This window comes from Lacrimispora sp. (assembly GCF_046972725.1).
In the GTDB taxonomy this organism is placed as follows: Bacteria; Bacillota; Clostridia; order Lachnospirales; family Lachnospiraceae; genus Lacrimispora.
The window spans coordinates 156,679-177,229 of the sequence record NZ_JBKVXF010000005.1; the positions used below are offsets into that span (position 1 = coordinate 156,679).

Sequence of the window (20,551 nt, forward strand, 5' to 3'; positions counted from 1 at the left end):
CACGATCCTTTTGCCATTATTTGTTTAACATATCCTGATCCCAGCCGGCTTTGATGAAATAGCCGCCAAAGGTATCGTTAAATACAGTTTCTGTCTCCGCTGACTGGAATGCTTTTACGACTTTTTCATAAACTGCCTTTTTCTCCGGATCCGCCAGGTCATCGGTACGTGCTGCAATTAAGTTCCAGTAATTTTCTTCTCCAAGGCTGGTATCTTTAAATACGGCTTCCTCCGTCTTCAAACCGAAATCCAGAGCATAGTTTCCATTTACCACGCCGGCAGTCACATCCGCCAGTGTGGAGGGGATGGTATTGGCAGCAAGTTCTTCGATCTTGATCTTAACGGTATATTCTTCAATATCATCTACCGTAGGGTTAAAGCCTGCTTCTTTCTTGATCTTGATCAGTCCTGCCGACTCTAAAACCTTAAGGGCACGTCCGCCGTTGGTAACATCGTTTGGAATGGCAATGGTATCGCCGTCTTTAATTTCAGATATCTCCTTTACCTTCGTGGAATACAGGTTTAAAGGAATGATAAAGGTATTGCCGATATTTTCGATCTTATAGCCATAGCTTTCGATCTCATTCTTTAAGTAAATGCGGTGCTGGAATGCATTTAAATCGATTTCCCCGTTTGCCAGTGCATTGTTTGGTGTGACATAATCGGAGAACTGCACGATCTCAAGGTCAATGCCTTCGCCTTTTAAGGCTTCCTTTGCAGGCGTCCAGAGTTCTTCATAGATACTTCCGACCACGCCAAGCTTAACAGTGACCGGGTCCGTCGTTTCTTCTCCGGAGGCTGCTGCCGTTGTCTCTGCTGCCTGTGTGCTTTCGGAACCGGTTGTCTCTCCGGTTTTTGCTCCGCAGGCGGTAAGTGCCAGGGTAAGGGCTGCGGCAGATAAAGTAAGTGTCATCAGTTTTTTAATTTTCATCATTATTTCCTCCATAGCTTGTCTCATTATAAAGTAAGTGCCAGTTCAAAATTTTCTTTCATGGTCTGACAGGACTTATGAAATTCCTCCAGCTCCTCTTTTGTTAAATCAAGTTCGATCACTTCTGCCACCCCGTGGCGGTTCAATACCGAGGGAACACTTGCATAAACACCGTTTTCCCCATATTGTCCCGTAAGAAGTGTGGAAACCGGTAAAATCCGGTTCTCATCGCCGAACACCGCTCGGACCACCTCTGCAATGGCTGCGCCAATGCCGAATTCCGTGGAACCTTTTCCAGCCAGAATATGCCAGCCCCCGGCTTTTCCTTCTGCTGCAATGGCTTTTAAATCAAGAGCTCCGTAGGTTTCCGGCTTTTCCTTTTGAAGCTGGGAAAGAGGCTTTCCTCCGATGGTCACTGCAGACCAGGCTGCCATCTGGCTTTCTCCATGCTCTCCCAGCGCATAGGCCAGAACAGACTTCTGATCCACTCCAATGGCTTCTGAAATAGCCCTTCTAAGTCTTGCACTGTCCAGGGTGGTGCTGGTCGATAATATCTTCTGTACCGGATAGTCAAGTGCATGCTGGATATAATGAGTCACTACATCCGCAGGATTTGAGATATTTAAAATGATTCCTTCAAAGCCAGAGGTGCGTATATTCTCCACGACGTCTTTTATAATGGCAACGGTCTCTCTCAAGGTATCCATTCTGGTCTGGCCCTTGCTCATATCCGGCAAAGGTCCTGCTGCCACGATCAGAAGATCGGCGTCTTTGGCCTCTGTATAGTCTCCCGCCCTTACGAGACACCGTTTGGGTAAATAAACCGTGGCGTCAAATAGATCCATGGCCTGGGCTGCCGCCTTTTTCCTGTCAATATCAATGTAGACGATCTCCTCACAGAGTCCCTGGGAAATAAGAGCATATCCCGCATGAGAGCCAACATGACCTGCACCTACGATAACTATCTTTCTTTTCTGTAGTTCCATGATTCTGCCTCCTTTATTCCTGATCCCATCAATGAGTGTTCTTTTTTACTATCTGATTGCCGATGATCTGAATGATGCTTACCATCAAAACAAGTACCAGTATGGTTACGTAGGTCACATCCACCTGATTCCGGTCATGCCCGTAGCGGATGGCGTAATCCCCCAGTCCTCCTGCACCTACCGCTCCTGCCATAGCCGTCAGACCAAGAAGGCTGATGGCGGTAATGGTGGTGCTGCGGGCAATTCCGGCAATGCTCTCCCGCAAGTATACACTGAAGATGATTTCCATAGGGCTTTTTCCCATGGAAAGAGCCGCTTCGATCAGCCCCCGGTCAATCTCTGCCAGTGCACTTTCGATCTGGCGGGCGAAAAACGGCACCGTTCCAAATACCAGGGGAACAATGGCACCTTCCACACCGATGGCCGTCCCCATAATCATTCTGGAAACCGGCATAACACCCGTAAGAAGTATAATAAAGGGAATGGACCGGAAGAAATTGATGACTTTATCAAATACCTGAAAAACTCCCTTATGTTCCAATATTCCGGAAGGCCTTGTTACGGTAATGGTAACTCCAAGGATCATACCCAGAACAAAGGAAATGGAACCGGACCAGAATGCCATAATAAGCGTATCGATAATGGCCTCATAAAAGGTCGGAAGCTTTCCCATAACATTGGGGATTATACTATGAAGCAAGTCCAGCATCTTTAATCACCTCCACTCCTACATTTTTTTCTGTCAGATAATCAATGGCCTTCATTAACTGTTCCCGTGCTCCGCTCATGATCGCCACCGTGCCGCCGATGGGGGCATCCTGAATGATTTCAATATCGGAAAATATGATGTTCAAGTCAATACCAAAGGTTCTTGAGACTGTGGATATCAGCGGTTCTGAAACATTTTTCTGTACATAAGACAGACGGACAATGATTTCGCCGGGTTTCAGCCTGGTCACCGGAGAATCCTCTGAAAGAAGACCTTCGATCTTCTGTAAATTCGATGTGGTCCGGATAAAATCCCTTGTCACTGCCTCTTTGGGATTTGCAAAGATAGAGAACACCTCTCCTTCCTCCACAAGCCGTCCCTTTTCCATAACGGCCACACGTCCGCAGATTTCCTTGATGACCGCCATTTCATGGGTGATGACCACTACGGTGATTCCAAGCTGCTTGTTCAGCTTTTTTAAAAGCTGCAGAATTGATTTGGTGGTCTGAGGGTCCAGGGCGCTGGTTGCCTCATCACACAAAAGCACCTTTGGGTCATTGGCCAAAGCTCTGGCAATGGCAACTCTTTGTTTCTGGCCGCCGGAGAGCTGGTTTGGATAGGCATTTTCTTTATCACCGATATCCACAAGGCGCAGCAGTTCCCGTACCTTTTTTTCCTTTTCTGCTTTGCTGAGACTGCTTCCTTTTAATGGAAAGGCCACATTTCCAAATACCGTACGGGAAGGCATCAGATTAAAATGCTGGAAAATCATACCGATTCCTTTTCTGGCAGTTCTCAGTTCTTTTGCGGACAGGGCAGTAAGTTCTTTTTCATCTACCGTTACCTTGCCGCTTGTGGGCACCTCCAGCAAATTGATGCATCGGACCAGTGTGGACTTTCCCGCTCCGGAAAAGCCGATGATACCGAATATTTCCCCTTTATCAATGGATAGGGATACATCCTTTATCGCGTGGACTTCCCGCTCACCGGTTCCAAAGACCTTAGAGATATTCTTAAGTTCAATCACGTTTTTTCCTCCCTTAAAATGCAAAAAAACGGTCTCCCGAAGGCTCCCGTTTCTGGTCTATGGTAAAACTGTGCAAAATTATGCACTTTTTTACTTCCCTGACTGAGAGCACAAAAAATAAAAAGAAGAGCAACACATCAGAACCATCGCCATAGCCATGTTCTTATCAATACCGGATTTACCATTTGCTGTGTTTGCCATCATTTTCATTTGAAGCTCCCATCTTATACTCTTTAACATACTAGTTTTGTTGGTATAATAGCACCCCGACTCTCCGTTGTCAACTCAAAATTTATAAATATTCATATCTTTTTCAATTTATAAGTTTTAAATACATTTCCGCTCCAAAAAATAAAACGTGCAGGACACCGGATCTCTCCACCTCCCTGCACGTTTTTTTAATCCCCGACTTTCCTGATATCAAACATCTGTTCCAGTAAAAGCCAGTTGGCACGGAAAAACTGCATCAGCTGCCAGTAACCTGCGCCTGTCAGTCCAAGTTCCTTAATCAAATCAAATTTTGCTTTATAGCTTCTCACATCTTCAAACCATACCTCATGCTCCACTCCATACTGCCAGTAACGGAAATAGGGTGACATGGCAACCTCATCAAACTGGATCTCCACTCCATGTTCAATGGCAAGCGCAATGGCTTCCAGATTGTTGATTGTGGTTGCACGGGTCACGCCTCTTTCATATGGAAGCGGCCAGTCATAGCCATAATTGGGAATCCCAAGACTTATTTTCTCCTTCGGAATCTCCGTTAAGGCATACTCTGCCACTCTCCTTACCATATTGATCGGCGCAACCGCCATCGGAGGGCCATAAGTATAGGAACCGTCAGGCCATAAGTCATAAAGCTGGCGGACAGACCTGCTTAACCTTCGATGGAAATATTTACTTCAAAAGGGATTCCATCTGCGGACAGCTTCACGCAAAGCACCTGGCTGGAACCCATCTTAATGGATATATTGTTGCCATATAACAGCGTTGGGGTTGAGATATCCACCATGATTCCGATCTCGGAAAAAAACGTAGCAGCATTGGCCGTAAGCATATTGGCCAATTCAGAAACAGCACTCTGAGCCATCTCATCAAACTCTTCCACCGGCATTCCCATCATCATCACAGATGCAATTTTCCTGGAGCCGTTAAGATCGGTGCAATATACCACATTTCCCTTGACCTCTCCCACGATTCCCACAGTCATGACCACACCGGTATTGGTCAGATTATCATCTTTCAGACAGATGCTGTCTTTCTTTATCTCATTAAAGCCCAGTTGCGGCATTACAGAAAAAAATGCCTGTACGAAAGGATTTATGTATTTTACATCCAATGATCGTCACCCCTTTGAAATCCGACATTAAGAAGTATATCTCCGTATGCTGTTCCGGCATGGACGGAAGTTGTGTAAAAGCCGGGAGTTGCTATATGAACACTCTCTCCATGCATAATGGTCGGAGGAGCCACACGCAGCCCGTATGCCTTATTTTTCCTGTTAAGTGCAGAACAGGCGTTTCCTGAAATAATATTGGTAAGCTCGCCGATTACTGCAGTCACTTCATCGGTTGTATTTGCTTCCTTTTTCAAAATGGCCGACGTCAACCGGCTGGCCGTATCCATATCCACTGCAATCAGCATTCTGCCGGAAAACTTTCCGATGATTCCAACAATAATGGTCAGCTCCTTGGATTCAAACTCCTTATCACAGACAGACTTTTCCTCAAACCTGACCAGAGTCTTTGTCATCTTATTGACCGCATCCAGTAAAGCTTCCTTGAAAATCTCCATGTGCTCGTCCATTAAGGTTTCATATAATTTATCGGATTCCATCACCCGGCTGATCGCAGTCACAAGGTTGTCCTCATCAATGGGCTTTTGTATGTAAGCCGAAACGTTGTTTTCCCTTGCGGCTTTCACGATTTCGTCATCCATCATGGAACTGATCACAATTACTTTAATATCCTTATTAATTTCATGGATTGCCCGTGTGCATTCCAGCCCGTCGGTTCCCGGCAATGTCATATCCATGGTCACCAGCTGGGGCATTTTTTCTTTTACCACTGCTTTTACTTTATCTAATGTTCCCGCTTCTCCAACGACTTCAAGCCCGTGTTTTTCAAGAATGCCCTTGATATAGGCAATGGAAAAAGGGGAATCATCAACGATTACAACTTTTGTACCAACCATACAAGCAATAATCCTCCTGATTAAAAGATTCATTTCCAAAACAATTCATTGCCATAAACATACCATGTATTTCCATCTTTTGTCAAAGCATTTTATATTCCTTTTCATTCTCTAATGTCAAAAGGATTATTCCGGCCTTAATGCAGGCAATGCCACTTTTGCAATTTGCTTTAATATGTCCTTTACCTCTTCGGGCGTCGTGTCTTTGCAGCATTCATCATAGAAAACAAAGGTCGTATCCTGTTTTTTTACTTCTTTTACCGGCTTATTTCCCATACCACTGCCCCTTTCTGATTGATTCTATGTGATTCTATGCCAATGAGATTGTACATCTTTCCTATTGAGTCACTACTATTTTAAGAAGATTTCCCATAAGATTACATATACTTTTAAAGGAGTCATTCATGTCTTATCTCATGTATTTGCGCAAAAGCCGGGCGGACAAAGAAGCAGAAGCAAGAGGAGAAGGTGAAACACTGGCCCGCCATGAACAATTACTGAAGGAACTGGCTGATAAACTGCAGCTTCCCATTGGTGCCATATATAAAGAACTGGTTTCCGGTGAAACCATTTCCGCACGTCCCAAAATGCAGCAGACCCTGCTGGAAGTCATGCAGGGCATGTGGGAAGGTGTTCTTGTGATGGAGGTGGAACGTCTGGCCAGAGGAGACACCAAGGACCAGGGAACGGTTGCCGAGGCCTTTAAATTCAGCAACACGAAGATCATCACCCCTTTAAAAACCTATGATCCGTCCGATGAATTTGACGAGGAATATTTTGAATTCAACCTCTTTATGTCGCGCCGGGAATATAAGACCATTAACCGACGGATCCAGAGAGGCCGTATTGCCGCATTCCGGGATGGCTGGTACATAGCAGGAACTGCTCCCTATGGGTATAAAAAGGTAAAGCATAAGGGAGAGAAAGGTTACACCCTTGAGATCATTCCGGAAGAAGCAGAGATTGTTGCATACATTTATGAACTTTACACCCACGCTTTTCTTGGCTCTTATCAGATCAGGGACCGGTTAAATGAATTAAATGTCCCCTCTCCCGGCGGGAAATCCTGGTCTGCTTCCTCTGTAACCGATATTCTGAGCAACCCAGTCTACTGCGGATACCAGAGGTGGCAGCGGCGGAAGGTTCAAAAACAAATCCTTGGCGGAAGGATCGTGGAATCCAGACCAAAGGCCAGGAACTGCGAAACGGTAAAGGGTCGCTTTCCTTCTATTATAGAAGAAGAAAAATATGATCTGGTGCAAAAGATCAAGGCCGGAAAGCCCCTTCCTGCAAATCCGGATACTGCCCTGCAAAATCCACTGTCCGGTCTGATCTACTGTGCAAAATGCGGCACACTTCTAACCAGGCAATCAGGCAATGCCAGACTGCCCCATGCCATCCTCCGCTGTCCAAACAGCAGATGCGGCAACATTTCCTCCCCCCTTCACCTTATCGAAGAGCAGGTAATCGAAGGCTTAAAGGAATGGCTGCCGGCGTATGAACTGAGCTGGCCGGAAGACATGGAAATAGAAAACCGGTCCACACGCTCTGTCTTAGAAAGTTCCATACATAACCTGATGGATAAATACGACCAGACCGTAAAACAGCTGAATGCTGCCTATGATTTACTGGAGCAGGGCGTATATTCCCCGGAGGTTTTTAGGAAACGGCACAGCACTCTGGAATCCCAGAAAGCAGAACTTTTCACCGAACTGGAGCACTTAAAAGATGAGCAGAACCGGATAGCCGCAGAGAAAGAGGCAAATAAAAGCTTTCTTCTGCCAGCCACGCATTTTATTGATGTTTACAGGGAAATAGAGGATATAAGGATTCGCAACTTTATGCTTAAGAATGTTTTAGACCATATTGAATATTTAAAAACAGAAAGGAATAAAAAAGGAGCCGGTAATACGGCCAATTTTACCTTAACATTTTACCCAAAGCTTCCGGAAAGCAATTAGCATCAGCGGATTGACAGAAGCTGTTATTACCTGTGACTGACCGGTCCTTATGTATACCCCCACTCATAAGTCATTATAAGAACCCGGTTGGCAGAGGCACCCAGCAGCCCGTAATCCACGCCTTCATATAAAAGACCAGGCTGATCTGCCGAAGTCTTAGGGGCGAGGGCAATCGTTACCTGATAACCAAACTGGTTCATGATCTCCGTCGCCCGCCTTACGAATACCGCATAAGCCAGCCGGTCATCGGCCATGATATATTCAAAATCAATATCCAGCCCCCCATACCTTTTTTCCTGCATCTCCAGTCCCAGATTCCACAGAAGCCTCTGCTGGACCTGGGTATTATGTACCACGATCGAAACCAGATTGTTGTTAAATTTCCCGTCAGGACCGAGAGGCGTCAGGGTCAGAATCGGGCGCACCCCCTCATCCAGAGCCCGTTCAATCATCCACTCAGGGTCGATTGCCGGAGGAACCAGATCCCCATTTTCTGTAAATCCATAGGAGAATACGTAAAGATCCGTTAAAAACGGGAGCGTTTGATCCAGATTATCCGGCTCGATAAAGGGGTATGCATACCCAAATACATAAAGAGGAGTCTTGTCTTCAGGAGGACTGTACTCTGCGATATAAAGCGCCTGGCCCACAGCCAGGCGGTATGGAGGATCGATCTGGTTATCATACACCAGAGTCTCCACCGGTATTCCCTGCGCATTGGCAATGGAGTCCACACTATCCCCCGGTTTTACCACGTATATTTTCATAACAGCATCCTTTTATCAGAATTGGTAAAGCATATGTGAAAACATGCAGAAACATGATAGATAGGGGGCCGGTTTCTAATTTCTTTAGAAAAACAAAGCGCGTTATTCATGAAAGTACAAGCCGACCTTTAAAAACTGTGCTTTTTCGGTCAAAATGTATATTTAAATGATTTTCAGCATTACCGGCTTTAAATCCTTTCCATAGCTCTATTTTTTCATTTAACAGGCATTTCATAATATAAATTTTTATTAAAATGCGTGAACAAACATAGGCATGTGCTGTAAAAAATCCCTGGATATCTTGTATTTATGGTAACTATGTATATCCGATTTCATAGTATATATAAAAAGTCTTAAGGTTAAAAACCATGTATATGTATACCCATCAAGGTAACTCTTACTATTCCATGCAGCCCGCTTATCAGATGTCTTTCATAAGAATTCTTCACGCCTCCCCTGATGCTCCCGCTGTGGACATATATGCAAATAACAATTTAATTGCAGAAGGACTTTCCTACAAACAGTTGACCAGTTACCTTCCAATTTTACCCGGCAATTATGAGATACAGGTATATCCGGCGGGAAACCAGACAAATGCTGTCATAGATACAAATGTAACCATTCCTCAAAACAGCGCCTTTACAGTAGCTGCCGCAGGCGAATTATCGGATATCGGCTTAATGCCAATTCCTGAAATGTTTATGCCAAATATGCCAATGGGAATGGGAAATGCTTCCTTTGTACGGTTTGTACATCTCTCTCCAAACGCTCCTGCAGTAGACATTACACTGCCAGACGGAATGATACTCTTTGAAGATGTATCCTATACACAGTTTACTGACTACCTTGCAGTAAATCCGGGAACCTATACCCTTCAAGTCCGGCCGACTGGAAGTAATCAGGTTGCATTAACAATACCTGACGTAACTCTGATGCCCGGCGCAATTTATAGTATTTTTGCAGTTGGCCTTGTTGGAGAAACACCACCATTAGAAGCAGTTATTGCTGTAGATGGGGAATATCAGTAAAATGACGTAAGACCCACATAAATGCGTTTTTTTATAAACGATATTTATGTGGGTTAAATATCAGTTTTGTTGATTTAAAACAATAAAAAACTACCAGCTTAATACTGATAACTGGTAGTTTACTTATAACATTTTATTAAACGAATTGTCCTTCTTTAGGAGTATATTTCCCAGTGACCTCAATAATATTTCCGTCTGGATCAGAGAATTGAAAATAATAATACGGCCTAACATTACAGACATACTTAATTTTTGTAAGGTTATCAGTAATATCTAGAGTTCTTATCCTCTCAAGTTCTATTTTTAAATCCTCAGTCCAAAAATTCAAAACAAATTTATGGGTGTTAGGTGCAAGCGCAATTTCTCTCATATTATCAAAGGAGTTTTCATATTCTCCCTTATGTATTACCTTATCAGGATTATCTGTATCAAAATGGCCATTCATCAATGAAATACAATTTCCTTCAAACATAAACATTGCAAAACGATTCATATTTTGCTTAGCAACTGGAACTTAAAGTATTTTTTCATAAAAAACAATTGATTCTGCAAAGTTATTAACAATCAAGTAAATGCTTTCAAGATGCATAACAGATCCTTCTAATGTTTAATTATAGCAATACAATACAACTTTATTTACCAACTATCGATATTCAGTTTTCAAAGTGCTAATAAATCTCAGCTAACCAAAGTTTAAAACACTTCTATCATCCATCACTTGAGAAGCTTCTGGAACACATGAGCTGCGCAGAATTGCGTCAAGTTCATGTCTTAAAGAATGCACGAATCCCTAATCAAGAATAATCTGATCCGCTCTTTGTCCTTTTAAGTACCTTGATTCTGGAAGCACTACAATATACTCAGTTCCGCCTTGTATTCTTAACATATTTTTTGTTTTGGATACAATTTGTTCCGTTTCTTTTCTATATACCGCATCAAGTACTCTTTTACCCCTTTGCATGTGTTCTGATATGATTAATATTCTTAGCATTTCACACCTTCTTCAATAAAAAAACCACTAACTTTGTTACTGCTAGTTAGTAGTCTTAAAATTACAAATTGGCATATGTCAGTTTTTTATTTTGATTATTTTTTACATAAGCAATGTAGTACGACTCCATCTTCTGCCTTATGTATTTTTCCGGGCTCACAAAGCACCACAGAAAATCCAGCATTTTCAACGAAACTTAAAAGCTCTTGGGGTAAAAATGCTTCCCAATAAATTTCAGTATTGGCATATGGATAAAATTTTCTACCGCTTACATATTGCTTATGGTGTTCCATTAAATATTCATAATCATGACCGGAAAAACTTAGTAAGCCATCTTTTTTAAGAACACGCTTACACTCACGCAGAAATTTACACTTATACGTATCCCCATACAATAAGCCAAATGTTTGAGCCCATATAATGATTACTTCAAATGAAGCATCATCAAACGGTAATGTATGCCCATCATATACCAAGAAATCAATGTCATAATAGCTTTTTAAGGATAATTTTGTAACTTGTTTTATAACTTCTTCTGAAATATCAATGCCTATAATAGAAAATCCCAAATCGAAAAGCGCAAATGCCTCTCTCCCCATTCCACATCCAATATCAAGAATTTTTGCTTCTCTCGGGAAAAAGTCAGTGACTGCTCGTTCCCATTTTTTAAGTTCTCCTTTATTCCAATAGACCATTTCATCTACATTTTCTTTATCTTCATACCACTTGTGCACGATATCATTCATGACATATTCACCTTACTTATTACCAATAATTTTCTTACTTTATTTTATATTACTGGAAAAGCTACTAACTATCAATATTAAGTTTCCAATTATAATCTTAAAGCGAATAAAACTTCCAGAAATGTTGCAAAGACAAACCAACAAAATATACTCCTCAAATTACATTATTAATACATTACAACCTAAATAAAAGACTCTTTATTTTATATTTTAAGTTATTAAAGAATAAATAGATAACATGCCTTAAAAACCAAGAAAGATAATCCTACAGCCCTGACTGGTATTCAGGGGCCTCATACGATTGATATCCCCCTACTTCCCATGTCCAGCTTTCCCTTAAGCTGGCAATGTTATTCTTGGACTTTAAAACCTCTAAATTATCCATTTTTTTGAAAGGAACCAGGATATTCTTCACGCTGCGCATCGTCTCTGCCTCCGTATATTATTTTTTAAAATCATACTGTTATTTTAATAAAAAGCTAATCCTAAAAATATATGTACTCCTACAACAACTTTCTTAGCTTACCTCTTTTTTAATTTACTGTTATTACCATTATATTTTCATAAATTATGTCTATAATAATACTGTGTTCAAGAAACACATTAAAGCCAAAGGTATAAAAGCATGGATGACAATGTGGAAATAACAATAGGTTGTTAATGAAGTATTGTTGACTGCTAAAACCTTAATAAGAAAAATGCCCTCATATAAATCTTGGGGGCATTTTTCTTTATTGCTTTACAAATTTCGGACAAATCCGAAACTTTTCGCACTGCTTTTTATATTCTCTTTATTTCGCTGGGTTAGCTCTCCAGAGTGATTCTCTACGGGCGACTTACATTTATTGCATTCAATGGTGTAATACACACTCCTGCGCAAATCCACTACTTTTCCCCTCTCCGACACTCTAGAAAATATATTAGTTCACATATTCTTTTAACTGGTTTTATATTTTTTATCTGAATTGTTCATGGATAATTCAGATACTTTTCTTCCATAATCCAAATTCCAATTAATTTATAACAACAAAAAACTACTAACTATATTCTGCTAGTTAGTAGTCCATGCTTACTTAATAAGTTTTTGATGCAATTAATGCATCTTCAAGTCGTTTCTTATTGCTTTCTCATAATGATTGCCCTTTCTTTAAAACCAAGACTTCCCCAAAATTTTCGCCCTCTATCATTCCAGCAAAAAACGTCCAAATCGATACATTCGGTATTTAATTCTTTCAAAAGCAAATTGAAAGCGACGGTTCCATTTCCTCCACGCCGATATGATCTGCAAATAAAAAAATCAATGAGGTAATAAGGATTTTTCTCTTTATTAACCAGAGCATAACCGACCACACTCTCTTCAACAAATAAAAACCCATGGCAGCCTGAATCTATATATTTACTTAATCTGTCCTCAAATTGTTCAATAGATAGTACCTTATCACTTGGTTCATCTTCAAATAATTGGCTGGTCATTTCGGCAACTAACCCTAATTCACTATGGTGTACTTTTTTAATATCCATATACCCTCCCCAAAATATAAATAATATATACGCCTATTTTAATTATAGGATATAAGTTTCAACTAACTGTCAATATTATGTCCTCATTGTGTTCTAATACGTTAAATATGAGTTTTGTAGATTTACCGCAATAAAAAACTACCAGCTTAATACTGATAGTTAGTAGTTTTCTTTACATATTCAATTTTATTGGCTTCACATTATGCTCATAATAAGAAATTCAATACATTAAATATTATGGAGGTCTATATCATACTCCATTCTTTTAGCTGTCTTAATGGCAATATCTTTTCCAACAAGTCTATTAAGAAGATAAAAAGACATATCGATTCCGGCTGAAATACCACCAGATGTGATTATATCGTTTTCATCAACATATTTGACTCCTCGTTGAACCTTTATCTCCTTATGCTCACTTTCCAGTCTATCTATATCCAGCCAGTGTGTAGTTGCTCTTTTCCCATCTAATAACCCAGCCTCAGCCAATAAAAATGAGCCTGTACACACAGACGCAATAATATCGCATTCCCTTGCTCTGATCTTAATCCATTTTTTAAGAATTTCATTTTGAATTTCTATTTCTTCTGCTCCATACCCGCCGGGTACAATTAATATATCAAAATGAGGACTATTATTAAAATCAAAATCTGGTTGAACCTTTAGACCATTTCGGGCGGTGATTAAATCTGTTGTTTGGGCGACAGTCTTTACTGTAAAAGGCTTCTGTTGACAATTTGGATATGAAGCACTGGAAAAAACTTCAAATGGGCCAGCAAAATCCAGCAATTCAACGTCGTTAAAAAGAAGTATACCAACGTTCCAATGCTTTTTCATATCTATTCCTCCAATCTCATGCGTATCTGGAATGGGTTCCATTATTTAAATAATCTTCATGAATAGACTACTACACATCTTACTAACTATCAATATTAAATTTTCAATGTGCTCTACTCCGTTAAATTCTAATTCGTAAAATAACTTAAATTTCTTACCTATTTTCAAAGAATAATTAAAAAGCAATTCTCCTGCCAGGAATTCATCCCCCTTATAGCCTTTCGCAAAATATCTTTCGCTTTCCCTGCAGAGAATGTCCGTATAGTATTTCCTTTCCACGGCTTTTGCATAAAATATGTTTCTCTTTATATATTGAATCCATTAAACATTCTACCTTTATTCTTTTCAATATTTTTACCTTCTCAAAATCTTTGCTTACCTGATTTGCTACAATAAAAAACTACTAACTTAATACTGATAGTTAGTAGTTGGTGATTACTATTTTTAAACCGAAATAAAGTTACTACTTTGCATTTAGCTTTGAATAGATAAATGTATCTTTCCAAATTGGTTGATTATTGTCATCCCTCCAGAAATACACATTTTTCTTTAAATATCCTTCTTGAGTAAAACCCATTCTCTCCAATAAACTCCATGAATTTTGATTGTCCGGATCACAGTTAGCGAAAATTCTATGAATTCCATTCTGAAATGCCATTTCAATAAGTTTTTCACAACTTTCTTTTGCATATCCCTTTTTCCAATAGTATTCGTTAAATACAAATCCTATTTCCAATGATTCAAAATCACTTTTTCCTAAATATACATTACCAATCATCTTGTTAATATCCCTCAACTCTACAGCTATCATTTCATCAGAAGAAATTCTCCATTTCAAGTTATCTCTTACTTCATTTATAGTCTTAGATTTATATGGCTCAAATTCTACAACTTTAGGATTGGACAAATATTCAAATAAATCCTGTAAATCATCTTCTTTATACCTTCTTAAAATCAATCTGTCCGTTTCTGCTATAATTGTATTGCCTTCCATAATTGTTAATCCCCCCTTTATTTTCTTGACTTTATAATACAATAAACTTCACTAATTATCAATTATCAAGCTTTTATTGTTCTTTCATACGTTAAATCTTTATTATCCCTTAAATTCAGTTTGTTTTGGAATAACTGCCTACTGTCATAAAGTCTCTCACATTACCGTCATATAACATTTATAAATTTACTAACGTATTACAAAAGTCAACCAATGCCCCATCCTTTTTAGCTACAACATATTTCCTAAGTAGAGTTTTGCCTTCTTCACGTAAAATACCACCATAACATTTTGGAAACGTATATGATTTCAATACTTCATTGCTCGTTCTCCATCTGTCATTTAATAATGATATAGCTCCATCAACAGGTGATTCTACTGAATAATATACTTCTCCTATAAAGAATCCCATTGCTGCACCTAAACACATCATACATGGCTCCAATGTTGCAAAAAGTTGCATTTTTTTTCTTTCCTTTACCGGGTAACCTTTTTCATCTACCTCCCATAGGACTTTCATCTCTGCATGTCTAAGATAAATTTTACTATTTTCTCCTGAAGAATAGGCTTTACCTATAATTTCATTCCCTTTAAAAATCACCGCTCCAACAGGCAGTTCCCCATTATTTAGGGCTAGTTCACCTACCCGGATTGCCAATTTCATTTTTTCTTCAATAGTCATCCTTTTCCTCACAATGCTTTTTATATAATTTTAAAGGATTTCTTACCAACTATCAATCTAAAGTTCTCCATACAATACTTTCTTTCACAAACTCTTCACAGATCCATCAAATTCCCGTCACAATTCCCCTGTATATTAATAATTACAAAAAGGTGAACAACCTTTTCATATAAACTTTTTCATACTCAGCCGGCAGGATTCCCCTCTTGCCGGCTCCTCCCATTTTATACGGTATCTGACATCTTGTCCCATTTGGAACTCCTCCCACTTATGGCCCATTGGTACCAGTGATTTATCCAAAACTGTTAGAAAAGCGGCCTTAAATGCTCACCCCCATTCTGGATATGCTGATATAAAAATGGATAAACTGGAAACATATTGCAACGCAGTCAAAATACAGTCAACCAACACTATAGAAGCATTCAAACGCCCATAGATAAAAGGTTTCCCAGCTTCATAAAAAAGTAAAGTGCTTTTTCACCGTCTTCGTTGTATAATGATTGAAAAGGAGGTTTTCTTATGCAGAATATCTTGGTATGTGATGATGACAAACAAATTGTAGAAGCTATTGATATATATTTAACAGGAGAAGGATTTCATATTATAAAGGCTTATGACGGCTTTGAAGCCCTGGAACTCATGGATGAAAATGAAATTGACTTAATGATTCTTGATGTAATGATGCCTGGGCTGGACGGAATACGTACTACCTTAAAGGTCCGGGAGACCAGCAGCATTCCCATCATTATCCTTTCTGCAAAATCAGAGGACACGGATAAGATCCTGGGCCTTAACATCGGTGCCGATGATTATATTACAAAGCCCTTCAATCCCCTGGAGCTGGTTGCAAGAGTCAAATCCCAGCTTCGCCGCTATACCCAGCTTGGCAATATGAACCAGCAGCCTGCAGGAGCCATTTACAAATGCGGCGGACTCGCAATCAATGATGATAATAAGGAAGTGACCATTGATGATGAGCTGATCAAGCTGACCCCCATTGAATATAACATTCTTCTCCTTCTGGTGAAGAATGCAGGAAAAGTATTCTCCATCGATGAGATCTACGAGCAGATATGGAATGAAGAAGCCATCGGCGCAGACAATACCGTAGCCGTACACATCCGCCACATCAGGGAGAAAATAGAGATCAACCCCAGAGAACCCCGGTATTTAAAGGTTGTATGGGGCGTAGGCTATAAGATCGAGAAGCAGTAGGAGTGATTATGAAGAAAAGAAAAGAATCTGCGGTCCTTATGCATATCTTCTTCTCCTTTCTTGTGGTGGTTGGCGTTACCATCATGTATAACAACATCCACTACGGGGAGGGGATCGACTGGATCACTCATGAAACTTATGAGGACACCCCTGAATTCACCCGCCAGCTTAAATCCGATATTGATGAGATTTTCAACTATGTAAAATACAAAGAAGTGTTTGAAACCGACGGCCGGATCGACTATTCAAAGCCTATTGTCCGGATCACTGACGGTCCCGGTAAGACAAAGGAATTTACGGTAGATGAGATGATCCGCAGGGCCAAATCCCAGGGCTATTATCTGAATGAACAGTTTAAAGTCAGCGGAGGCCACCCATCTGCAGCCAACGGGGACAATCCGGACGTTCGGGTGGATTACCGGGCTTATGAGCCTGATTTTGAAGCGACCGAGCCGGGAGAGAGCTTTCTTACCATGGACCAGCTTTCCTATGAGGTCCTTACCCATCTGGGTAACTATTACTCCTTTTACTACCGCTTTATCCAAAATCCCAGCAACTTAAAATTTGAAATTCTTTACCAGAACACAAAAGATGATTATAAGCTATACCGAAATGTCACGGGAAAAGACTTAAGCGACTTTAAAGCCATGGGGAAATACCTTTACGTGACAGGAGAATCCTTGTACGCGGATTCTAATTTAGCCACCGTTCCAAAGAACGTATCAGCCCAGCTGGAAAAGATGAATCCCTATAACAACGGCAATTATCATATGACCATCGCCGTAGATACTTCCTACCCATACGACGACGCTTACGCCAGGGCAGACGCTTCCTATGACCGTATGCGGCTGTTATATATCTTCGGGATCGTAAGCCTTGTAGCAGGCATTCTGGGCAGCGCAGCTACCCTCTACGCTCTGGTTTCCCTGACCGGATACCGGGAAAAAGAATCCAATGCCCCCAGACTGGAGCGGTTCGACCGGATTCCTGCGGAAAGCTGCTTTCTTGTTTTTGCCGGTGCCACTTTGTTTGCCCTGTTTCTGGCAGAAAAGCTGTTTAACAAGATCATTCACCTGTTTCTCGCCTATGAACAATGGTTTTACGGGGAACTGGTTTTAAGAGTGCTGATATACTACGGGGCAGGCCTAATGTTCGCTTTGAGCATGTTAAAACGCTATAAGGCAGGTACTCTTTGGAAGGAAAGCCTCTTATGCCGCTGGCGGAATCACTTCGCCCTGTATTTTAAAAATCACCGGTTCACGACCAGAATCGCATGTTCCTATGTTCTGTTTCTGGTTTTTAACACCTTCATGATACTGGCCTTTTGCGTTCTGCTTTTTACTTACAACGATCTGGCCTCCCGCATTCTAATGGGCGCAATCGTGATCTTATTCCTTTGTTCTGATCTCTGGGTCTTTCACAAGATGTACCACAATGCATGGGAGACGGACCAGATCAATCAGGCTCTTTTGCATATTTCCGAAGGAAATACATCCTATAAGATCGACACCCAGGCCTTTTACGGAAAAGAGCGGGAACTGGCGGAAAATATCAATCACATCAGCACCGGTCTGGAGTTCGCCCTCCAGGAAAAGGTACGAAGCGAGCGTTTAAAAACCGATTTGATCACAAACGTCTCCCACGATATCAAGACGCCGCTTACTTCCATTATTAACTATGTGGATCTCATTAAAAGAGAGGGAATCAAGGACCCTAAGATATTAGGCTATCTGGAGGTTCTGGAACAGAAATCCCAACGCTTAAAGACCCTGACCGAAGATCTGGTAGAGGCTTCCAAGGCAAGTTCCGGGAATTTAAAGCTAGACATCGCCAGCATTGATTTTGTAGAGCTGATCCACCAGACCAACGGAGAGTTTGAAGAGAAATTTTCCCTCCGCCATCTGGAGCTTGTCTCTGATTTACCGGATGAATCCTACTTCATCGAAGCAGACGGCAGATACTTATGGAGAGTCCTTGAGAATCTGTATAATAACGCATTTAAGTATGCCATGGAACACAGCCGGGTGTATGTGGATATTATTGAAAAGGAAGACATGGTCATTTTTACCATGAAGAATATTTCAGAAAACCCGTTAAATATACGGGCCGACGAACTGACAGAACGTTTTGTCCGGGGTGACGTAGCCAGAACCACAGAAGGAAGCGGCCTTGGGATTTCCATTGCCAAAAGCCTGACGGAGCTTCAGGGCGGACAATTCATGTTATATATTGACGGGGATTTATTCAAAGCCAGTGTGGCTTTCCCCATTAAGAGATAAACAAGAGGGAGTGCAGGTCCCAAACGCGGCCTGCACTCCCTCTTCCACTTTTTGCTTCACTGATTCTTAACCAAAGATTCTCCATCCGCAGATAAAGTTATTTCTCCACCAGTTACTTAAGGTACGCTCCACGACCTTACCGTTACTGGAAGATGCATCAATGACCTTTCCGCCTCCGGCAACGATTCCCACATGTCCGCTTACCACAATGATATCACCTGCCTGCAGGCTTCCAAAGCTGCTGATCTTCGTATATTTGCCAACACTTCTCCAACCGGAAGAAGTCAGATAGCTCTGCCTTACCCCTGCCTGATTGAGGGACCAGTAGATAAATCCGGAGCAGTCAAAGGAACTAGGGCCTTTGGCCCCCCATACATAAGGACGCCCAAGCTTTGATCTTGCAACCGACAAAAGTCCGCTTACACCGGAGCCGCCTTTTACCGTTCCCCCTTTTGAGCTGCTTCCTTTTCCGCCGCTTCCTGATGAGCCAGCGCTCTTTATTCCGCTTCCCATAAGCTTATTAAGAGTATTTTGACCTACCAGACCATCCGCGGACAGACCGTTATTGCTTTGAAATGCTTTTACAGCACTTTGCGTTACTTCTCCATAATAACCGGTAACATTGGCGGAAGCCAGATAGCCGTACTTATTTAACAGCTGCTGGACCTTTATTACGGAGTCGCCCTGCTCTCCCATGGTCATTCCGTTTGGCTGAGCCTCGGAGCTTGTTAAGGCCAATCTGGTGGAAGGCCCTAAATATCCGTCGACTACAAGGTCATTGCGGGCCTGGAACTGCTTGACGGCAGTTACCGTATCGCTGCCGTATGCCCCATCCGGTTCCGACATTAAGTATCCCAGCGCTTTCAACCGCTGCTGGCTGACTAAAACAACATCACTCTTTTCTCCATAGGATAAAAGGTTTGGCCTGATCTCTTCGCTGTAAAGCAGGTTAATGGTCTGCCGTCCTACTTTTCCGTCAATATTAAGGCCATTCACCTCCTGCAGTTTCTTAACCGCTGATTCCGTCTCATCGCCAAAGCTTCCGGAAACCTGTCCTGCATCCGCAAGGTATCCAAGTTCATAAAGACGGGTCTGTATCCGTAAAATATCGTCTCCAGCCACCCCCTTAGATACCGCATAGTATTTGGCAGAAGGAGACATAATGGATTCCAGCGTCTGGGCACCCACAATTCCGTCCTGTGCCAGTTCATTCTGACGCTGATAGGTCTTCACAGCCATTTCCGTCACGTTCCCGAAATACTGCGTCGGCTCATCATTATCCATAAATCCCAATTCCATCAACCGCTGCTGCAGACTTGCCACAACCGGATGCTCCACGCCGTTTCTTAAGTACTCCGGGATCGGATTCTCTTTCTGTTCCGGTACGTCTTTCAGCCGCGGCAGCAGATCTCCTCCCGGAGAAAGCAGGCTGACTGGCTGAAATTCCTTTTTTGCAAGAGAAGGGCTGGCCTCAGAAGTTGTAGCAGTCCCTTTTTCTGCCGCCCCTTCTACATTGGTACATCCGGACAGAAATGCTGCTGCCGCTGCTGCTATAAAGAGGGAACGGACAGAACGTCTTTTCCATTGTATTTTTATGTTCATAAATCAGATTCCTTTCCTATGTAAAATCAGGTCTATTTTAGCATAAATTTGTCAGAAAGGGAAAGGGAATTTATCTCATTGCACC

At 41.5% G+C, this 20,551-nt stretch carries 20 protein-coding genes and 2 pseudogenes; 4 read left to right on the forward strand and 18 right to left on the reverse strand.

Annotated elements, in window-relative coordinates; translation table 11 throughout:
- Positions 1–16 precede the first annotated feature (16 nt).
- The 8 genes and pseudogenes from ACLTWA_RS16365 to ACLTWA_RS16400 form a co-directional block, all read right to left on the reverse strand.
- A complete protein-coding gene (locus ACLTWA_RS16365) occupies positions 17–934 on the reverse strand; it encodes a MetQ/NlpA family ABC transporter substrate-binding protein (RefSeq protein WP_412328965.1) in 918 nt (305 codons plus the stop codon).
- A gap of 23 nt (positions 935–957) precedes the next feature.
- Positions 958–1,917, reverse strand: coding sequence for an L-lactate dehydrogenase (locus ACLTWA_RS16370; protein ID WP_412328966.1), 960 nt, complete (start codon positions 1,915–1,917; stop codon positions 958–960).
- Between the two features lie 28 nt (positions 1,918–1,945).
- On the reverse strand, positions 1,946–2,626 hold the full coding sequence (locus tag ACLTWA_RS16375) for a methionine ABC transporter permease (RefSeq protein WP_412328967.1): 681 nt from the start codon (positions 2,624–2,626) through the stop codon (positions 1,946–1,948).
- Positions 2,607–3,653: a methionine ABC transporter ATP-binding protein gene (locus tag ACLTWA_RS16380; protein WP_412328968.1), complete on the reverse strand. Its 1,047-nt coding sequence runs from the start codon at positions 3,651–3,653 to the stop codon at positions 2,607–2,609. The genes ACLTWA_RS16375 and ACLTWA_RS16380 overlap by 20 nt, the downstream gene beginning before the upstream one ends.
- A 398-nt stretch (positions 3,654–4,051) precedes the next feature.
- Positions 4,052–4,489 (reverse strand): annotated as a pseudogene (locus tag ACLTWA_RS16385) (glycosyl hydrolase family 18 protein); the annotation flags it as partial.
- A gap of 41 nt (positions 4,490–4,530) precedes the next feature.
- Entirely contained in the window at positions 4,531–4,992 is a 462-nt protein-coding gene (locus tag ACLTWA_RS16390) for a chemotaxis protein CheX (RefSeq protein WP_412328969.1), read from the reverse strand.
- The gene (locus ACLTWA_RS16395; RefSeq protein WP_412328970.1) at positions 4,983–5,846 is read right to left on the reverse strand and encodes a response regulator; all 864 of its coding nucleotides are present in this window, start codon (positions 5,844–5,846) and stop codon (positions 4,983–4,985) included. The genes ACLTWA_RS16390 and ACLTWA_RS16395 overlap by 10 nt, the downstream gene beginning before the upstream one ends.
- Before the next feature lie 126 nt (positions 5,847–5,972).
- Positions 5,973–6,122, reverse strand: coding sequence for a hypothetical protein (locus ACLTWA_RS16400; protein ID WP_412328971.1), 150 nt, complete (start codon positions 6,120–6,122; stop codon positions 5,973–5,975).
- 128 nt (positions 6,123–6,250) lie between these two features.
- Between ACLTWA_RS16400 and ACLTWA_RS16405 the strand changes: the two genes are divergently transcribed.
- The gene (locus ACLTWA_RS16405; RefSeq protein ID WP_412328972.1) at positions 6,251–7,807 is read left to right on the forward strand and encodes a recombinase family protein; all 1,557 of its coding nucleotides are present in this window, start codon (positions 6,251–6,253) and stop codon (positions 7,805–7,807) included.
- 50 nt (positions 7,808–7,857) lie between these two features.
- Here the strand turns inward: ACLTWA_RS16405 and ACLTWA_RS16410 are convergent.
- Positions 7,858–8,574 (reverse strand): annotated as a pseudogene (locus ACLTWA_RS16410) (LysM peptidoglycan-binding domain-containing protein); the annotation flags it as partial.
- A 425-nt stretch (positions 8,575–8,999) separates the two neighbouring features.
- Between ACLTWA_RS16410 and ACLTWA_RS16415 the strand changes: the two are divergent.
- Positions 9,000–9,602: a DUF4397 domain-containing protein gene (locus tag ACLTWA_RS16415; RefSeq protein ID WP_412329103.1), complete on the forward strand. Its 603-nt coding sequence runs from the start codon at positions 9,000–9,002 to the stop codon at positions 9,600–9,602.
- A gap of 136 nt (positions 9,603–9,738) precedes the next feature.
- On the opposite strand, the gene ACLTWA_RS16420 is transcribed toward ACLTWA_RS16415, so the two are convergent.
- From ACLTWA_RS16420 to ACLTWA_RS16455, 8 genes are all read right to left on the reverse strand, one after another.
- Entirely contained in the window at positions 9,739–10,050 is a 312-nt protein-coding gene (locus ACLTWA_RS16420) for a VOC family protein (protein WP_412328973.1), read from the reverse strand.
- A 342-nt stretch (positions 10,051–10,392) separates the two neighbouring features.
- Complete coding sequence (locus tag ACLTWA_RS16425; RefSeq protein ID WP_412328974.1) at positions 10,393–10,593, reverse strand: hypothetical protein; 201 nt, start codon at positions 10,591–10,593, stop codon at positions 10,393–10,395.
- Between the two features lie 95 nt (positions 10,594–10,688).
- On the reverse strand, positions 10,689–11,339 hold the full coding sequence (locus ACLTWA_RS16430) for a class I SAM-dependent methyltransferase (RefSeq protein ID WP_412328975.1): 651 nt from the start codon (positions 11,337–11,339) through the stop codon (positions 10,689–10,691).
- Between the two features lie 265 nt (positions 11,340–11,604).
- On the reverse strand, positions 11,605–11,763 hold the full coding sequence (locus ACLTWA_RS16435; protein WP_412328976.1) for a hypothetical protein: 159 nt from the start codon (positions 11,761–11,763) through the stop codon (positions 11,605–11,607).
- Positions 11,764–12,455: 692 nt separating this feature from the next.
- Positions 12,456–12,860 carry a GNAT family N-acetyltransferase gene (locus ACLTWA_RS16440; protein ID WP_412328977.1) on the reverse strand — a complete coding sequence of 135 codons (405 nt, stop codon included), beginning with the start codon at positions 12,858–12,860 and terminating at the stop codon, positions 12,456–12,458.
- Between the two features lie 228 nt (positions 12,861–13,088).
- A complete protein-coding gene (locus tag ACLTWA_RS16445; protein ID WP_412328978.1) occupies positions 13,089–13,694 on the reverse strand; it encodes a DJ-1/PfpI family protein in 606 nt (201 codons plus the stop codon).
- Between the two features lie 463 nt (positions 13,695–14,157).
- Positions 14,158–14,688 carry a GNAT family N-acetyltransferase gene (locus ACLTWA_RS16450; RefSeq protein ID WP_412328979.1) on the reverse strand — a complete coding sequence of 177 codons (531 nt, stop codon included), beginning with the start codon at positions 14,686–14,688 and terminating at the stop codon, positions 14,158–14,160.
- A 178-nt stretch (positions 14,689–14,866) separates the two neighbouring features.
- Positions 14,867–15,370 carry a nucleoside deaminase gene (locus ACLTWA_RS16455; protein ID WP_412328980.1) on the reverse strand — a complete coding sequence of 168 codons (504 nt, stop codon included), beginning with the start codon at positions 15,368–15,370 and terminating at the stop codon, positions 14,867–14,869.
- Positions 15,371–15,889: 519 nt separating this feature from the next.
- Between ACLTWA_RS16455 and ACLTWA_RS16460 the strand changes: the two genes are divergently transcribed.
- Both ACLTWA_RS16460 and ACLTWA_RS16465 read left to right on the forward strand, forming a co-directional pair.
- Entirely contained in the window at positions 15,890–16,585 is a 696-nt protein-coding gene (locus tag ACLTWA_RS16460; RefSeq protein ID WP_412328981.1) for a response regulator transcription factor, read from the forward strand.
- An 8-nt stretch (positions 16,586–16,593) separates the two neighbouring features.
- Entirely contained in the window at positions 16,594–18,864 is a 2,271-nt protein-coding gene (locus ACLTWA_RS16465) for a sensor histidine kinase (RefSeq protein WP_412328982.1), read from the forward strand.
- 66 nt (positions 18,865–18,930) lie between these two features.
- On the opposite strand, the gene ACLTWA_RS16470 is transcribed toward ACLTWA_RS16465, so the two are convergent.
- Positions 18,931–20,466 (reverse strand): peptidoglycan-binding protein, encoded by a 1,536-nt coding sequence (locus ACLTWA_RS16470; RefSeq protein ID WP_412328983.1) that lies wholly within the window; start codon positions 20,464–20,466, stop codon positions 18,931–18,933.
- Positions 20,467–20,551: the final 85 nt, after the last annotated feature.

Coding starts and splice junctions, on each gene's coding strand:
- ACLTWA_RS16365 (WP_412328965.1), bottom strand. CDS start 934: ATGATGAAAATTAAAAAACTGATGACACTTACTTTATCTGCCGCAGCC.
- ACLTWA_RS16370 (WP_412328966.1), bottom strand. CDS start 1,917: ATGGAACTACAGAAAAGAAAGATAGTTATCGTAGGTGCAGGTCATGTT.
- ACLTWA_RS16375 (WP_412328967.1), bottom strand. CDS start 2,626: ATGCTGGACTTGCTTCATAGTATAATCCCCAATGTTATGGGAAAGCTT.
- ACLTWA_RS16395 (WP_412328970.1), bottom strand. CDS start 5,846: ATGGTTGGTACAAAAGTTGTAATCGTTGATGATTCCCCTTTTTCCATT.
- ACLTWA_RS16400 (WP_412328971.1), bottom strand. CDS start 6,122: ATGGGAAATAAGCCGGTAAAAGAAGTAAAAAAACAGGATACGACCTTT.
- ACLTWA_RS16405 (WP_412328972.1), top strand. CDS start 6,251: ATGTCTTATCTCATGTATTTGCGCAAAAGCCGGGCGGACAAAGAAGCA.
- ACLTWA_RS16415 (WP_412329103.1), top strand. CDS start 9,000: ATGTCTTTCATAAGAATTCTTCACGCCTCCCCTGATGCTCCCGCTGTG.
- ACLTWA_RS16425 (WP_412328974.1), bottom strand. CDS start 10,593: ATGCTAAGAATATTAATCATATCAGAACACATGCAAAGGGGTAAAAGA.
- ACLTWA_RS16430 (WP_412328975.1), bottom strand. CDS start 11,339: ATGAATGATATCGTGCACAAGTGGTATGAAGATAAAGAAAATGTAGAT.
- ACLTWA_RS16435 (WP_412328976.1), bottom strand. CDS start 11,763: ATGCGCAGCGTGAAGAATATCCTGGTTCCTTTCAAAAAAATGGATAAT.
- ACLTWA_RS16440 (WP_412328977.1), bottom strand. CDS start 12,860: ATGGATATTAAAAAAGTACACCATAGTGAATTAGGGTTAGTTGCCGAA.
- ACLTWA_RS16445 (WP_412328978.1), bottom strand. CDS start 13,694: ATGAAAAAGCATTGGAACGTTGGTATACTTCTTTTTAACGACGTTGAA.
- ACLTWA_RS16450 (WP_412328979.1), bottom strand. CDS start 14,688: ATGGAAGGCAATACAATTATAGCAGAAACGGACAGATTGATTTTAAGA.
- ACLTWA_RS16455 (WP_412328980.1), bottom strand. CDS start 15,370: ATGACTATTGAAGAAAAAATGAAATTGGCAATCCGGGTAGGTGAACTA.
- ACLTWA_RS16460 (WP_412328981.1), top strand. CDS start 15,890: ATGCAGAATATCTTGGTATGTGATGATGACAAACAAATTGTAGAAGCT.
- ACLTWA_RS16465 (WP_412328982.1), top strand. CDS start 16,594: ATGAAGAAAAGAAAAGAATCTGCGGTCCTTATGCATATCTTCTTCTCC.
- ACLTWA_RS16470 (WP_412328983.1), bottom strand. CDS start 20,466: ATGAACATAAAAATACAATGGAAAAGACGTTCTGTCCGTTCCCTCTTT.